The sequence below is a fragment of the Peribacillus sp. FW305-BF15 genome (assembly GCF_058783805.1).
Map to the genome: position 1 here is coordinate 99,960 of NZ_JBYSYV010000010.1, position 15,086 is coordinate 115,045.

Annotated in this window: 14 protein-coding genes; 6 read left to right on the top strand and 8 right to left on the bottom strand. The window is 38.8% G+C overall.

Annotated elements, in window-relative coordinates:
• Positions 1 to 3: 3 nt before the first annotated feature.
• From AC3WLU_RS12670 to AC3WLU_RS12685, 4 genes are all read left to right on the top strand, one after another.
• Positions 4 to 672 (top strand): lytic transglycosylase domain-containing protein, encoded by a 669-nt coding sequence (locus tag AC3WLU_RS12670; RefSeq protein WP_492597346.1) that lies wholly within the window; start codon positions 4 to 6, stop codon positions 670 to 672.
• A gap of 233 nt (positions 673 to 905) precedes the next feature.
• Positions 906 to 1,310 carry a globin domain-containing protein gene (locus AC3WLU_RS12675; RefSeq protein WP_053534150.1) on the top strand — a complete coding sequence of 135 codons (405 nt, stop codon included), beginning with the start codon at positions 906 to 908 and terminating at the stop codon, positions 1,308 to 1,310.
• Positions 1,307 to 2,200 carry a ClpXP adapter SpxH family protein gene (locus tag AC3WLU_RS12680; protein WP_492597347.1) on the top strand — a complete coding sequence of 298 codons (894 nt, stop codon included), beginning with the start codon at positions 1,307 to 1,309 and terminating at the stop codon, positions 2,198 to 2,200. Before AC3WLU_RS12675 ends, AC3WLU_RS12680 begins: the two co-directional genes overlap by 4 nt.
• Before the next feature lie 738 nt (positions 2,201 to 2,938).
• A complete protein-coding gene (locus tag AC3WLU_RS12685; protein WP_487373089.1) occupies positions 2,939 to 3,073 on the top strand; it encodes a hypothetical protein in 135 nt (44 codons plus the stop codon).
• A gap of 55 nt (positions 3,074 to 3,128) precedes the next feature.
• Here AC3WLU_RS12685 and pepF read toward each other — a convergent pair whose 3' ends face one another.
• From pepF to AC3WLU_RS12715, 6 genes are all read right to left on the bottom strand, one after another.
• Positions 3,129 to 4,946, bottom strand: coding sequence for an oligoendopeptidase F (gene pepF / locus AC3WLU_RS12690; protein WP_063577054.1), 1,818 nt, complete (start codon positions 4,944 to 4,946; stop codon positions 3,129 to 3,131).
• Between the two features lie 167 nt (positions 4,947 to 5,113).
• The gene (locus AC3WLU_RS12695; protein ID WP_411739667.1) at positions 5,114 to 6,322 is read right to left on the bottom strand and encodes a competence protein CoiA; all 1,209 of its coding nucleotides are present in this window, start codon (positions 6,320 to 6,322) and stop codon (positions 5,114 to 5,116) included.
• Positions 6,323 to 6,419: 97 nt separating this feature from the next.
• Positions 6,420 to 7,928: a cardiolipin synthase gene (cls, locus tag AC3WLU_RS12700; RefSeq protein ID WP_492597348.1), complete on the bottom strand. Its 1,509-nt coding sequence runs from the start codon at positions 7,926 to 7,928 to the stop codon at positions 6,420 to 6,422.
• Positions 7,929 to 8,018: 90 nt separating this feature from the next.
• Positions 8,019 to 8,687 (bottom strand): adaptor protein MecA, encoded by a 669-nt coding sequence (gene mecA, locus AC3WLU_RS12705; RefSeq protein ID WP_034314498.1) that lies wholly within the window; start codon positions 8,685 to 8,687, stop codon positions 8,019 to 8,021.
• Between the two features lie 494 nt (positions 8,688 to 9,181).
• Positions 9,182 to 9,577 carry a transcriptional regulator SpxA gene (spxA, locus tag AC3WLU_RS12710; protein ID WP_034314502.1) on the bottom strand — a complete coding sequence of 132 codons (396 nt, stop codon included), beginning with the start codon at positions 9,575 to 9,577 and terminating at the stop codon, positions 9,182 to 9,184.
• A 791-nt stretch (positions 9,578 to 10,368) separates the two neighbouring features.
• Positions 10,369 to 10,950, bottom strand: a complete 582-nt coding sequence (locus AC3WLU_RS12715) for a GNAT family N-acetyltransferase (protein ID WP_063577057.1) — start codon at positions 10,948 to 10,950, stop codon at positions 10,369 to 10,371.
• 96 nt (positions 10,951 to 11,046) lie between these two features.
• Here AC3WLU_RS12715 and AC3WLU_RS12720 point away from each other — a divergent pair, with 96 nt between their 5' ends.
• On the top strand, positions 11,047 to 11,235 hold the full coding sequence (locus AC3WLU_RS12720) for a hypothetical protein (RefSeq protein WP_034314508.1): 189 nt from the start codon (positions 11,047 to 11,049) through the stop codon (positions 11,233 to 11,235).
• A gap of 52 nt (positions 11,236 to 11,287) precedes the next feature.
• On the opposite strand, the gene AC3WLU_RS12725 is transcribed toward AC3WLU_RS12720, so the two are convergent.
• Complete coding sequence (locus AC3WLU_RS12725; RefSeq protein ID WP_492597364.1) at positions 11,288 to 12,433, bottom strand: putative glycoside hydrolase; 1,146 nt, start codon at positions 12,431 to 12,433, stop codon at positions 11,288 to 11,290.
• Positions 12,434 to 13,000: 567 nt separating this feature from the next.
• Between AC3WLU_RS12725 and trpS the strand changes: the two genes are divergently transcribed.
• Entirely contained in the window at positions 13,001 to 13,987 is a 987-nt protein-coding gene (gene trpS / locus AC3WLU_RS12730) for a tryptophan--tRNA ligase (RefSeq protein ID WP_063591819.1), read from the top strand.
• A gap of 252 nt (positions 13,988 to 14,239) precedes the next feature.
• Here trpS and AC3WLU_RS12735 read toward each other — a convergent pair whose 3' ends face one another.
• A complete protein-coding gene (locus tag AC3WLU_RS12735) occupies positions 14,240 to 14,995 on the bottom strand; it encodes a YjbA family protein (protein WP_034314514.1) in 756 nt (251 codons plus the stop codon).
• Positions 14,996 to 15,086: the final 91 nt, after the last annotated feature.

The following is a 15,086-nucleotide window of genomic DNA, read 5'->3' on the forward strand; positions in this document are numbered from 1 at the left end:
GAGGTGGAGAGTTTGAAAATCCAAGATTTCAAAACGTTTATGGAATTGCAGGCAATCGAGCAATTCACAAACGGCAACATCGAAAATACAAATTCATCTCGAACCATTTTCCAGGACATGCTCTCGGCATTGGTTTCGAGTGATGCTCTAGAAGGCACTTCGCAGACATTGGGTTCCTTATTATCCAATGTGGAAACGGAAGCGAAGAAGTCCTTTCTTCAACCCATCGGCCTGACATCCATGAATATCAACCCGATTTCCGCTGCCCATGCTAACAATCAGAGCAGCGGAAACGCAACAAACTATGATCATATCATCAGCCGGGCGGCAAGTTTATATAATCTCCCGGAAAAACTGATTAAGTCTGTCATTAAACAAGAATCGAACTTCAACCCTGAAGCCACCAGTTATGCGGGTGCAACCGGCCTTATGCAGTTAATGCCAGCAACTGCAAAAAGCCTTGGGGTGGATGATGCAACCGATCCAGAACAAAACATCATGGGCGGGAGTAAATATTTAAGTCAAATGATGGCTCGTTATGACGGGGACATTCAGGTTGCCCTTGCTGCATATAATGCTGGGCCAGGAAATATCGATAAATATAACGGCATCCCTCCTTTTAAAGAAACTCAGAACTATGTTCAAAAAGTTTATGGCACATTTTCAAGCTAAAGCAAGCTGACCCTGTTTATTTATGATGGGTCAGTTTTTTCATGTCTATATTTACTTCTTCCACGCACCTTGAACAAATGGTAAAGCTCCTCAAATGCTGTCATCTTCAATCATTTCCCTGTGTCATACTACAGATGTAAAATTTTCTTTAAGCTATATATTTGTTATATCAGTACGTCATTGATAAAATATGAATAAATATCAACCATCTTTCTTTAAAAGGAGTAATCAACATGATGCAAGGGAACCCTACACCATATGAATTAATTGGAGAAGGGCAATTACACAAATTAATTGATGTGTTTTACTCCAACGTTAGTCAACACCCGGATCTGCAGCCAATATTCCCTGACGATTTAACTGAAACGGTCCGTAAGCAAAAACAATTTATGACTCAATATTTAGGCGGTCCCTCTTTATATACCGAAGAGCATGGCCATCCTATGTTGCGGGCTCGACATATACCTTTTGAAATTACACCAGAACGTGCGAAAGCGTGGCTCTCATGCATGTATCAAGCCATGGACGAAGTTGGCCTTGAAGGTGAGATTAGGGAGTTTTTCTATCACCGCCTCTATTTGACGGCACAGCATATGATCAATACATCCGGAACTGACGGGAAAGGAGAAGACAGTTGAGCGCACAAAAACCAGTTTTCAATATTTCCGATTGGATCAAGACGCAGCATTGCTATGAAATAGGAAAAAAGCCAATTGAAATTTATGTTTTTGTTGATCCGCTTTGTCCCGAATGCTGGGGCTTAGAACCAATTATTAGGAAATTACAGATGGAATATGGCCAACTGTTCAGTTTGCGCCATGTTTTAAGCGGTAAAATCGATTCTCTTAATATGGGGAAAAATAAAAATTATGAAAACCTTGCTCAAGTTTGGGAAAAGACAGCCAGCCGCTCGGGAATGTCCTGCGACGGGAGCCTTTGGTCTGAAAACCCAATCTCTTCTCCATATACAGCTTCCATCGCAATAAAGGCAGCGGAATTGCAGGGCCGTAAATTGGCCATTCGTTTTTTAAGGCAGCTTCAAGAATATGTATTCATAGGTAAAAAGGATATATCCAATATCGAGGTCTTGACCGAATGTGCCAAAATGGTCGGTTTGGATGTGGAGGAATTCCTTTATGACATCAATTCTTCCAGTGCAGCAAAAGGCTTTCAATGTGACATGAAAATCACAAGTGAAATGGAAGTGACTGAAATACCTTCCCTTGTCTTTTTCAATCAAAATATTGAAGAAGAGGGAATAAAGGTTTCAGGTGTCTATTCTTACGAGGTATATGTTCAAATTTTAGAAGATATGCTGAATGGTCTTCCAGCCCCCGCACCCCCTCCCTCTCTCGAAGAATTTCTAAGCTGTTTCAAACTAGTGGCCACAAAGGAGATTGAAACGGTTTATAATATGAGTAAGAATACCGTCGAGTTGGAAATGAAAAAGCTTGTTTTAAAACAGTTGGCAGAGAAAATTCCTGCTAAATACGGAACGTTTTGGAGATACACAAAGAAACAGTCATGAATTTGACTGCTTCTTTGTTATATATTAAAAAGGAAAAACCATGCAAATCAAAAGATTGCATGGTTTTTTATTATAAGAAATAAGGGGATGGGAGAAATTTTTCACGATCAAACAAAGGGGTATAAGTTTGTTTGTGATTCACTTCACAATATATAATATAACAGATAACCCATTTATGTTTCAACTATATGTGTAACTTTTCACAAATTGTTCACAATATATATTGTTCGTCTTTTATTATCCTTTCTAGTATATATAGCTAAATAAGAGACGGTTTTAATTTTTAGGCCATACGTGTTTTGATAGATGATTTAGTATGGGATTGAGTTTATTTGTGAAATGAATCACAATAATGGCTAAACACTTCTTTTTATTCATTCAGCTAACGTTCAACTTTTATTACTACCGGTACCATTATATTTCATGGACATGAAAAACCCCGGCAAATCACGAAATTTGCTGGGGTTTTCACCTATTTATACGATTAAGGGGATAGGAGAAATTTCACGACGAACAAACAAAGGGGTATATGTTTGGGATGTGATAACTTCTATATCTGTACTATAGCAGATTACACACCTTATTTGCAAGAACTTTGTGCGCGACTTCACATTATTGTCATATTCTTAGAATACTACTTATTCTAAAACATACTATCTAATAATGAGCAGATGAGTTTTTACTGCTGCCAGGTTGGAGGTGACCAAATTGAAAGGCTTTATTCTACTCATACTCTTGATGGGGTCGCTATTTGTCCAGCTACTCGGTATCATGGACCTCATTCCTCTGTATTTTACCTCCCCTATTTTATTTTTTGTTTTGTTCATAATTCTTCATAGCTTAAATCAGAGAAATCGTTTTAAAGGATTATGACGGACATCCAGATAAAGATGAAAAGGACCCGAAGTGTTCGGGTCCTATCCACATCCTATTTATTCAAAAGTTCTTCCAACTCATTTAATTTTTCTTCGAATACATTCATGGCTTCTTGTACAGGCTCGGCTTTTGTCATATCGACGCCGGCCTTTTTGAGTACTTCAATCGGATAATCGGAACTTCCTGATTTCAGGAACTCCAGATACCTTTTGACAGCAGGCTCTCCTTCTTCAAGGATTTGCTTGCTCAATGCTGTTGCTGCACTGATTCCAGTTGCATATTGATAAACATAGTAATTATAGTAGAAGTGTGGAATACGAGCCCATTCCAAACCGATTTCTTCATCAATGGTCACGTTCTCGCCAAAGTATTTCTTGTTCAGCCCATAATATTCCTTAGTAAGCATATCCGCCGTCAACGCTTCTCCATTTTGAGCTTTTAAATGAATGGTATGTTCAAACTCAGCAAACATCGTTTGTCGGAACAATGTGCCACGGAAGCCTTCCAGGTAATGGTTCAGTAAATAGATGCGTTTCTTTTCATCTTCGATCGAATTCAGTAAATAATCATTCAACAGGTTTTCATTACAAGTGGATGCAACTTCCGCTACAAAAATTGAATAATTCCCGTATGGATATGGCTGATGTTTACGTGTATAGTAGCTATGGACCGAATGCCCAAACTCATGAACGAGCGTGAATAAGTTATTGACGTTATTTTGCCAGTTCATTAGAATATAAGGGTTCGTCCCGTATGTCCCCGAAGAATAGGCACCGCTTCGTTTCCCTTTGTTCTCATGCACATCGACCCAACGGTTTTCAAATCCCTCTTTCAAAACGTTCAAATAGTCCTCCCCTAGCGGAGCAAGACCTTTAAGGACATAATCTTTGGCCTCGTCATATGTCACTTCCATCTTCACTTCTTTAACAAGAGGAGTGAATAAATCATACATATGAAGTTCATCTAATTCCAGTACCTTTTTACGTAAATCAAGATAACGGTGCAGTAATGGCAAGTTGTCGTTGACCGTTTTAACGAGATTATCGTATACGGTCTCCGGAATGTTATTATTACTTAAAGCCGCTTGGCGTGCTGAATCATATTTTCGAACCGTGGCATTGAAGTTGTGGTTTTTCACCTCACCTGACAGTGTTGAAGCAAATGTATTACGGAACTCCCCGTACTTGCTGTATACCCCTTTAAATGCCTCCTCACGTACACGGCGATCTTCACTCTCAAGAAATCTGATATACCTTCCGTGAGTAATTTCCACTTCATTTCCCTCTTCATCCTTGATGGTCGGGAATTTTAGATCGGCATTGTTAAGCATACCGAAAGTATTACCCGATGCATCGAGTACTTCTGATGCCTGTGCCAATAGTTCTTCCTGCTCTGCTGATAGGATATGGGGTCTCTGAAGATTAATTTCCTCTAAAGAATGTTTATATAATTTCAATTCTTCTTTTTCTTCCAAAAACCCTTCCACTTTACTTTCGTCAATACTCAATAGTTCAGGAACCATATATGAAAACGCAGCCGCTGCCTGTGCGTATAAAGCTTTTGCCCGATCCTCCATACCTTGATAAAATGGATTGGTTGTATCTTGATCATTGCGCATATGTGAATAAGAATAAACTTTCCCTAGCTTCTCGAAAACCTCATCTTGAAGTTGGAGGGCAGCAAATAGCTTTTCTGCGCTTTCTCCCAACGTCCCTTTATGCGCCTCCGCTTTCTTGAGGTCTTCCTTTACCGCTTTGAAGGCAGCTTCCCAATCTTCCTCGGTTGCGAAGATATCTTCCAGTCTCCACGTATCTTCAGGAGCTATTTCACTTCTTGAAGGTAATGTATTCGTTTTTGTTTCCTGTGCCATAAAAATTCCTCCCCATTCTATAGAAACTTGCCATTGGGCTAACTCATTAAACCGGATTGAACACTGCAATGCTTCATTCTGTTTAATTCCCAGTTCTTATTACTATTTCTCCATTTACAAAAATAATCCTGCCATTTCATCTGAATTCAAGATAAATTGAGATGTCATCACTGATTATACTGGATATTCCCCTTTTCCATCATCAATTTATGCTTATCATAGAAATCTTTTTCCAAAATTTGAGCTTGATCACTGGTGAAGGGAAGGGTAAATTCCTTTTCAATTTTGAAAACCCCTTCTTCCAGCTTTGATAGATAACCCAATTGTTCCAAAAGCATGATATATTGATCAATAGGATACTCGATGGTTTTTTCATGAAGCAATGGCAACGGTCTGAACTTTATTTCCCCTTTTTTTGAACGCTTTCTAAAAATGCGGATAATATCAGCCATATAAATCTTTTCCCCTGTTCTTTTCTCTTGAAACGCATCCATGTATAACCATGCCTGCCATTCGATTGAGGCAGTTTCGATCAACAGCATCCCTCTGACGGGAACACCCACTTCAATTGGAAGTGTCGCAGGTGAAATATGATGTAAATATAGGGCTTCGAAAAAAGGATCGCATCTGCGTGCTGTTTTCACTCGATGGAGCGACCAGCCATTTCGTTTATATCTCCATACAGGCAGAAAAGGGAAACGAAAGCAGTTTTGGGGGACTGCCCGACTAGGGGGAAGGAGCTTTAGAGAAGCTGTTGTCAATTCGGCAAAGACGGTTCTAGGGGTAAAAGGAGTGAGGTTCTTCAATACTGATAAATGATCAGTTTCCGGGCAATACATCCAAAGAAACGGATGATGGAAGCTGCCGGTGACGAAGAGCCATTGGAAGCGGGATATACTGAATTCATAAAAGCTTTTCCTTTTTAAGCTTTTTGCAGCGAGGATCCAGATTGGTTTAATGCCTATGCTTTGATAGGCTCTTGACCTTTCCATGAATTCCGCCTCGGGGATAACTGAGCATTGAAATTCTATCGCATAACGATTACCTCCTATCCTCACTAAAATATCAGTCCTTTTCTTAATTTCGGGAAGGTAGGCTTCTAGATCCACTTGATAACCATGTGATAAAAACCACTGAAACAATTTTCTTTTTCCCATTAAATGATAAGCGGATTCCGGTTCTGAAGAAGCACGGCATGAAGAACTATTTTTATGGGCGAAATGCGGAACCCTTACACTGCCCGCTTTGATGGTCAATTCCATCTTGCAGCATGGACAGTAATAATCTGCTGACTTTCTCCAGTCATCAATCATGTTTGCCGGTATCTTTTCAGGGAGGGTAATCCAAGTCCCTTCTTTATTTATCGCAGTTAGCATACATCTCCTCCTCACCCACTACATTCGCCTGGTTCGCTTAGGATTCCTTTTAATGTGAAAAAAAAAATGCCTGAACGGCATAAAAGAGAGTTACTATCTAAAGAAGGGGTGAAAGCAATCGGCAAGTGGACTCCAATAATTTCAAACCGAAATTCCGTTTGTAAAACTCATCAATCTCCACTTCCTTGGATACCTTTATATCTTCCATGTAATCATTCACCAGCTGCTGAGCACTTTCCGTCCGGTAAAGAAATGCATTGACCTCGAAATTCAGGTGAAAGCTTCTCATATCGATATTGGTTGTCCCAATTGATGCCATTTGGTCATCCACTATGATGATTTTACTATGCATGAAGCCTTCATTATATTGAAATATACGAACTCCAGAAGCAAGCAATTCGGGAAAATAAGTTCTCGAAGCATGAAATACGATACGTTTATCGGGGTTCTTAGGGACGAGAAGCCTGACATCCAAACCACTTAAAGCAGCCACCTTTAACGCTTGTAAGATATTGTCATCAGGAACGAAATACGGGGAGGCAATCCAGACGGACTTTTCTGCTGAAGTGATCATCTTAAAAAAAATGCTTTTAATGATCGTCCATTCACTATCCGGCCCTCCGCCAATCAATTGAACTCCGCCATATCCGTGATGGTTCGGCATTCCGGTCATGAGGTATTCATCGCTTAAAAAACTATTGTTGGTGCTATAATACCAATCCTGCAAAAATATGAGCTGTAACGTCCTGACAGCTTCCCCCTTTATGATGAGATGCGTATCCCGCCAAGAACCGAATTTCTGGTCTTGTCCCAAATATTCATCCCCTATATTGAGGCCGCCGATGAAACCGACAGAGCCATCTATCACAATTATTTTACGATGGTTGCGAAAGTTGAATTTATTATTTAATAAAGGGAGATGCAACGGACCAAAGGCCACCATTTCGGCTCCCGCATTCTTCAGTTCATCGATATAAGATCGGGCTAACTTCCAGGAACCAACCGCATCATAGAGAAAACGGACCTTTACCCCTTCTTTTACTTTTTGTATCAAGATGTCTTTTAGCAGTCCGCCAATGCGGTCATCCCTAACAATATAATATTCTAAATGAATATGATGTCTTGCTTTTTTTAATTCTTCGATGATATTGGAAAATGTCTCCTCACCATTCCGTAAAACCCTGGTTTCGGTCGTAAATGATACAGGGCTATTCCCCAGCCTATTTGCAAGAGTGATTAACTGCTGAGGGTGCTCGCCCATTTCCATAATTCGTTCATTATATCCCGCTTCGCCGCTTATTTTCACGAAAGTCTGTTTATCCAAAAAGTACTTCTTGCGAAATATCCTATCTTTCCGAAAATTACGGCCAAACAAAAAGTAAAAAATGAAACCGATGAATGGGAAAGCGCAAAAAATAACAAGCCATGTTATGGTCTGGATGGGATCTCGATTTTCGAGGAAAATGTTGAATCCAATTATCACCAAGAAAATGGTCAAAATAAGGCTAGAATAAAAAATCAGCCTGCCATCAACGTCATTTAATAGAAAATGCCAAGTGCTGACCAACATGAGAATAAGCAGACCGATGCCAACTATATTCTTCACCTAGACTCCCTCCAATTAACAAACACAGGAACACTAAAAAAACCCCCTTAGACGAAAAGGCCGATTTCTACTGAAATCGGCCTCAACAGTCTATGCGAAATATTTATCGACCGTTGTGAATACATCATTTTCGATAACTATCTTTCCGTACTCTTCAAGCATGTGCACCGTTATAGGCGACTCCTGGCTATATTCCAATAAAAGACTTAGAACATTATCGATTTCTTCCTCATCAATCTCCGCTTCGGAAAATTCGATATAAAGATAATATTTATTCTGATAAACATAAAGTTTAGTCGTCCAATCATCCAAGCCATGACGTTTGCTTAATGAAATGACATCTTCGAAATCCTCGAAAGTCGTGATGAATTCAATCATACCATCTTCGAATGTCATACCGCTTTCTTCATCTTTGCCATGAAAATGTTGATCAAGAAGCGTATCCATCTTGTCTGATACATTCAAATCCCTTAACTTATCATCTGAAAGAGGCAGCTCGAGTTTCTGACCATCTTTGGCAAGCTGGGCTTTTGTGACCAAAACTTCCAAGCCTTTTTCAAGGGCTTGAACTTGAATCCATAAAGGTCCTTCAATCATGAATTCTTCTTCCTGATGCACTTCATCCATCATTTCCCAAAAAAGTTCCTCACTTCGCTCGCGGCTGTACCAAATTTCTTCGCGATCAAAGCCTCTTTCCTCAATATCTATATAGGAAATATAAAATTTTACTGTATCGTCATTAATGCGTTCGATTTCCATGATTCCCCTCTCCCTTCCTTTCTCATTTTGAAGGGATAATAACCCCCAAGCGAAAATTGCTCTTAAAAGCTCTTTACCCGTAAGTGAATACTGTAAATCATGATAGTCATTAAAACAGACTATTTTACATCATTTTATGACAAAACCTTGAAGAAGGGAAATAAAAAACATTACTTATCTAAAAAACAATTGTTTGCCTAATATTCCATTCATTCTATAAAAAAATACATCCGCATGCAACTATCATAATGCTTTATTAAATTTCACTCTTACTGCCGTCAATGTCATATTATATACATGGCATGATGAGCTGCATTCTTATTTTTTCTTTAAATGATGACCGGTTCAAGGGACCTGTTGCAGCTAAGAAACGACCGCTGTCGCCTATCAATCCTGTTATGTTCCCCGTCATTAAGTTAAAAAAATCAGCGGAAAATCGGATATGTATAAAGAAAAAGCCCTGCACATTTCCTGGCAGAGCTTGAAAGACCTTATTAGTTGACCATACGTTGTGCTTCCCGTAATTGGAAGGTACGAACTTTACGTGGTAAAAATCGTCTTATCTCATCTTCATTATAACCAACTTGAAGCCGTTTCTCGTCAAGGATAATTGGACGTCTCAACAGTCCAGGATTCTCCTTGATCAATTTATATAATTCTTGAAGAGGCAGGCTCTCTAAATTTACGTTTAACTTTTGGAAAGTTTTTGACCGTGTTGAAATGATTTCATCGGTACCATCTTCTGTCATTCGAAGAATTTCTTTAATCTCATCAATCGTTAACGGTTCTGAAAAAATGTTTCTTTCTTTATATCCAATCTCATGTTCCTCTAACCATGCTTTTGCTTTTCTGCATGAAGTACAACTAGGTGATGTATATAATGTTACCATGCTTACTCACACTCCCTAAATATAGAATCGGTGATCTATGAGGGGAAATCTACTATTAGTATTCATAAGTACCACTCTAATTTGAAATAATTTTAAATAAGTATTTCATGTTCCTTATTATACACTAATTTTTTTAAAATGAATACCCTTTTTGATATTTGAAAAAATCCTTTAAAACTTCCTGTTCAGGCTGTACTATAGCTATTTCATTTTTTTATGTAATACATTAAGACCACATTTTCTAATTGAAAAAACATACCTGCCATTCTCATTTAACTCTCAATTCGGCCCTCATGATTATTTAATTATCTCGTTACTTTTATTTACCCCCAATCCTTGTCAATAAACAAGATCATGTTAATATATTTTCTTTAATAAAAAGCAAATTCCTCCTTTTACAAGAAAAACCATTCTTTTAGCACATATATTTCCAAAAGTGAAAAAGGTAATTCGAAAGAATCCGCAATAAGGGAGTAATCTACCATCCAAGAAGTTATAGATATTCATTTCCCTGCAGAATATGCCAGTAAAAGACAGTTAGTCTTCAGTAAAAAACGATTCAGTTGATTCCAGAAATCCGCTCCCTTTCCGCCGACTGTCTGCCAAGCCTTCTCGACGCAAGCGTCTGCGGGGTCTCGGCTAGCCAGCTTCTCGGCAGGAGTGTCGCATATTTCTCAATATATTGGAGGTTACATCCAAAATGACTTTATTGAATATTAACCAAATTATCCTTTTAAAAAACATGATCTCGACAAACTAAAAAGGGCAGGTTAACAACCGGCCCTTTTTACTCAAACTTCCATCTCTTTAAAAATATCGGCTTCCTGACCTGCATTCAAGCTAAGTACATCATCTACATCTTGATAAGATTTCCCATAAAGATCATCATCTTTGTAAGTATGGATTTCAGAATAAATCTCTTTCATGAAATCAAATACATCTTCTTCATCGACAGATGGATTTGCCGGCCAATACAAGATTTCCATAGGCGTATTCTCCTTGGTGGCAAGCGATTTTCTGCTGTAGGAAATCGAAGAGGCGTGCTTGAATCCTTCCCTTTTATAAAATTTCAGCCTTTTAAATGTATCATCATCATTTTCTTGTACTGGTTCTACTTCCAGCAAGATCGTTTTCTGCTTTTTTTGCAACTTTTGAATTAATTTCCTTCCAAGTCCCTGCCCCCTTGATTTCTTTGATACAAAAAGGTAATCAACGAATATAAACTCGTCCCCTTCCACATATAATAAAACATGGTCGGGACCTTCATCCTTTTTATATATTTCCTGCTTATCTTCTAAAAGAACTTCTATGTGTTCTTTTGACTTCATTTCTTCAATAGGGAAATACTGGTTTAGCTTTTCATACCAATTCATAATTTAATCTCCTCATTTGCTAGTTTATACTTTCCAGATTTTTTCTTATCCACTACAATGGAACTTGAATAGCTTGAAAATATTAGGAGGGTTTTGATGATCAGCTACTTTTTGGACTTTTTTTTAGTCGCCGCTTGCGTTATTGGCATTACGGCTGTGAATGGCGTTGTGACGAATGGCATCGGCGAAAAATGGTTTGGCGGGAAACGTCACTCTCATATTTTCGATCAATCGAAACGAATTCAGTCAGGGTGGAGTCAAGTTGGCGGGAATAAAAAGCGGTAATTCAGAGAGAATTTTGGATGACCGGAAGGAACTTCCTAGGTCATCCTTTTTTTCATGGGGTATAGTCTACTCCCTTTGTATATCGATTTGCTGCATTCCACAATAGGTATTCATCAATACCATTATCATTCAATGCTTTTATTTGGGCTTCCACTTCTTCCTTACCATACCTTTGGTAATTACCATCACCTAAATATGAGGCAGTAAAATCTTGGAGCCAAGGTCTTGAAGTAGGTGGTGTTTTTAATTCCTTCAGCTTCCCGTTCTCCAATTTCGCATATTCCTTAACGAGATTATAAGGCTCCAAATCAGGCTTTTCGATACCAAAATAAGATGTCCAGTGGCTCGGATAGATCATCGAGGAAATTACATCAACATTCTCAGAGATTTTTGTGAAGTTTTGCCCAATTCCGGGAGCTTCAGGCAATGTAGCCGCATATCCAAAAATATCCACCGACACTTTGACATCGTATGGTTCCAGTTGTTTCCTCGCATAACTTACGAAATCCGTAACTGCCTGAACCCTTTTGGCTGTATGACTCATTTTCGCTTCATCATATTCACCGACATCATATTTCAAATCATCTTCTTTATTTTCGAATCCTTCGGGAAAACGGACATAGTCAAATTGAATTTCTTTAAAGCCCATCTTTGCCGCTTCAATGGCAATACCGACATTATAATCCCACACTTCTTTTAAGAATGGGTTAACGAAGGCTTCCCCTCGACCATTCTTCCATACCTTTTCACCATCTAAAAAAGACAACTCAGGTTTCTCTTTGGCCAAAAGGGAGTCTTTAAAGACGACAACCCTTGCAATCGGATAAATCTGTTTATCCTCAAATTTTTTCAGCATTGCCCTTGGGTTTTTTATGTAGTCTTTACCAATCCCAGCATATGGAGAGTCGGGATCTTCCGTTTTATACGTTACGTTCCCCTTGTCATCCTTAATGTCAATGACCATCGCATTCAAATCGGTTTCATCTACATATTTGATAAGTTCATTCAGTTTATTGCCACCCGCTGCAGGCCCTGTCACATATATTCCGCGTACAGCTTCCGGATAGTCGAATTTCAACCCCGAATCAAAAACAAAACGCGGTACGCTCGCAGGCAATTCTTTATTTTCTAATGCTACCTGCCTCGTTTCGTTCATGCCTTGCGCATGAACTGGCTGTTGAATCAGGAATACGCACATACCTGTCATCAACCATTTACACATTGGTTTCATTTTCTCCACCTCATTCGCCATCAGTCATCAATATTCAACAAATATAATAAACCCCTTTCTTTAATACCACAAACAATTAACTTTACTCCTATATATGATAAATAATTAAAAAAACTGCTTTACAAAGTTTCAGCTTAAGAATACGTTCACAATCCTGTATTCCCTTGTGAGTATCCTTCCCTAAAATGGTCTGCTCATTGTGGTATATGTTAAACGGTTTGATTTTCCTCGAACCCTTCATTTCTTCCATGTCAAAAAAAGAAACGGAAATCCTTTCTAATGGCTTGATTTCCGTTTCGATTATACATTTAATATGAATAAATGCTAAAATACAGTATAGTGGACATTTCGTATTCTCAGAATGGCATCGATACAGGACAAAACGGCCCTCCACAAGATTCAAATGAGCGTTTCCCCACACAGGAACATGCACATTTCTTTCAAAGAATGTGGATTCATTTTCTATTTATCCTTACAATAATGAAGAGCGAATATCCATTTATCAATAAACGTATTTAGAGGAGTGACTAGCAGTTGAAAAGGATTTTCTCCGGCATTCAGCCATCCGGTTCCGTTACTTTAGGAAATTACATCGGAGCCATGAAACAATTCGTTAACTTACAAAATGAATATGAATGTTTCTTTTGTATTGTTGACCAACATGCAATTACAGTTCCACAAGACCGCATCAAGTTAAGGAAAAACATTAAAACATTGGCTGCTTTATATCTGGCCATTGGCCTGGATCCTGAAAAGAATACCATCTTCATTCAATCAGAAGTACCAGCGCATGCACAGGCAGGCTGGATTTTACAGAGTATATCCTATATCGGGGAACTTGAGAGAATGACACAATTCAAGGACAAATCCGCTGGCAAAGAAGGGGTATCCGCAGCACTGCTCACTTACCCGCCGTTGATGGCTGCCGATATTCTCCTTTATAGTACAGATGTGGTCCCTGTCGGGGAAGATCAAAGACAGCATCTAGAATTGACACGCGATTTGGCTGAACGATTCAATAAAAAGCATAATGACATATTCAAAATCCCGGAAATCAGCCTCCCTACAGAAGGGGCCCGTATCATGTCCCTTCAGGAACCAAACAAGAAAATGAGCAAATCCGATCCTAATAAAAAGGCGACGATTGCCTTATTGGATGATCCGAAGCAAATCGAAAAAAACATCAAGAGCGCAGTTACCGATTCGGAAGGAATTGTCCGTTACGATAAGGAAAACAAAGCAGGTGTTTCCAACCTGATGTCCATATACTCCATTTTCAGTGGAAAATCCTATTCAGAAATTGAAGAGATGTATGAGGGCAAAGGCTATGGTGACTTTAAAAGTGATTTGGCTGAGGTGGTTCTTGGAGAAATCCTACCAATCCAAGAACGCTATAATGCATTGATCGATTCACCTGAATTGGATGAAATTCTGGACCGCGGTGCAGAAAAGGCGAATATTGAAGCCAATAAAATGATCAGAAAAATGTATAATGGCATGGGACTTGGCAGAAAGAGATAAAAGAAGACGATTCTCAACGAATCGTCTCAGTGTGTAATCAAAAGGTTTCGGAATGGTATCATTCCGAAACCTTTTGTTTGTTTGGAGAAGTTGACCTCTCGTGATTCTTTTCACATTCTTGCCAAATATGTCACTCCTCCGCGGGCACAGGCAAATTTTCAAATTGCACATAAAAAACTGTAGACAGATTCGATTTTCATCAAGTCTGTCTACAGTCTGAGACTTATCCTCAACGGATTCCGTCTTTTTTGTTCATAATATCGATGGGCTATCGCCAGCCTCCACTTGCCAAAGCTTTTCAAAAAAAGGCTGCCCCTTCACAAGGTTTTCACAAAGTTGAAGGTGCTTCTCTGACCAGCCTTCCTTCATTTCCTCATATAACTCAAGCCAAGCTATCTGAAAATCCATTTCTTGAATGCTTTCATATTTCTCAGGGGCCCATTCTGTGTACCAATAGCGGATTTCAGCAGTGTTTTTCGCCGTGAATAATTGGTCCATGGCCATGAATAGCAATTGCTTAAGCTGTCTTTCTTTTCTTGTCAAACCGTTCATGAATAAGGGAGACGGCGACAAAATATGATATTCTTTCTCAGATGTAGGTTTTTCAGTAAAGGTGTAATCCATCTCATCATGGTTTTCTATCATGTCATAAACAATTTGTTCCTGCCGGGGAATTATTCTGCTTTTCCTAATCGGAATATGATAACCTATCGTATCAACAGCTAAAATTCCATTTCCGTCAGTCACGATAAAACAATAGTCAAGCTGAATTCGCTCATGATTTTTCCTTGCATATGCTTTTTGATAAACATCATTCAGCAATGGCTTAGGTAATTCTGACAAGTCGTTTTCTATGTAGTGGAACAATGTTGATGACACTTTCAACAAAGGAACTTGATCTAGTAGTTCGATCCCGTCATCTTTCCTCCATTCATGAAAATGACAAATATTATAGCCGTTTTCTTCTCCTTCAAACCAGTTAACCCATACATCATGAAGATATAGCATCATTCATCCCTCACTTAAACAAATTTCTGTTTGTCAATCAGTATAGGCAGGAACCATACAATTTATTCCTATTCTAGAAAACAGATTGAGA

Excerpts from the sequence above, each read along its gene's own strand:
- AC3WLU_RS12735 (WP_034314514.1), bottom strand. The coding sequence starts at position 14,995 with ATGCTATATCTTCATGATGTATGGGTTAACTGGTTTGAAGGAGAAGAA.
- AC3WLU_RS12715 (WP_063577057.1), bottom strand. The coding sequence starts at position 10,950 with ATGAATTGGTATGAAAAGCTAAACCAGTATTTCCCTATTGAAGAAATG.
- AC3WLU_RS12685 (WP_487373089.1), top strand. The coding sequence starts at position 2,939 with ATGGGGTCGCTATTTGTCCAGCTACTCGGTATCATGGACCTCATTCCT.
- mecA (WP_034314498.1), bottom strand. The coding sequence starts at position 8,687 with ATGGAAATCGAACGCATTAATGACGATACAGTAAAATTTTATATTTCC.
- pepF (WP_063577054.1), bottom strand. The coding sequence starts at position 4,946 with ATGGCACAGGAAACAAAAACGAATACATTACCTTCAAGAAGTGAAATA.
- AC3WLU_RS12720 (WP_034314508.1), top strand. The coding sequence starts at position 11,047 with ATGATCAGCTACTTTTTGGACTTTTTTTTAGTCGCCGCTTGCGTTATT.
- AC3WLU_RS12725 (WP_492597364.1), bottom strand. The coding sequence starts at position 12,433 with ATGTGCGTATTCCTGATTCAACAGCCAGTTCATGCGCAAGGCATGAAC.
- AC3WLU_RS12695 (WP_411739667.1), bottom strand. The coding sequence starts at position 6,322 with ATGCTAACTGCGATAAATAAAGAAGGGACTTGGATTACCCTCCCTGAA.
- AC3WLU_RS12675 (WP_053534150.1), top strand. The coding sequence starts at position 906 with ATGATGCAAGGGAACCCTACACCATATGAATTAATTGGAGAAGGGCAA.
- spxA (WP_034314502.1), bottom strand. The coding sequence starts at position 9,577 with ATGGTAACATTATATACATCACCTAGTTGTACTTCATGCAGAAAAGCA.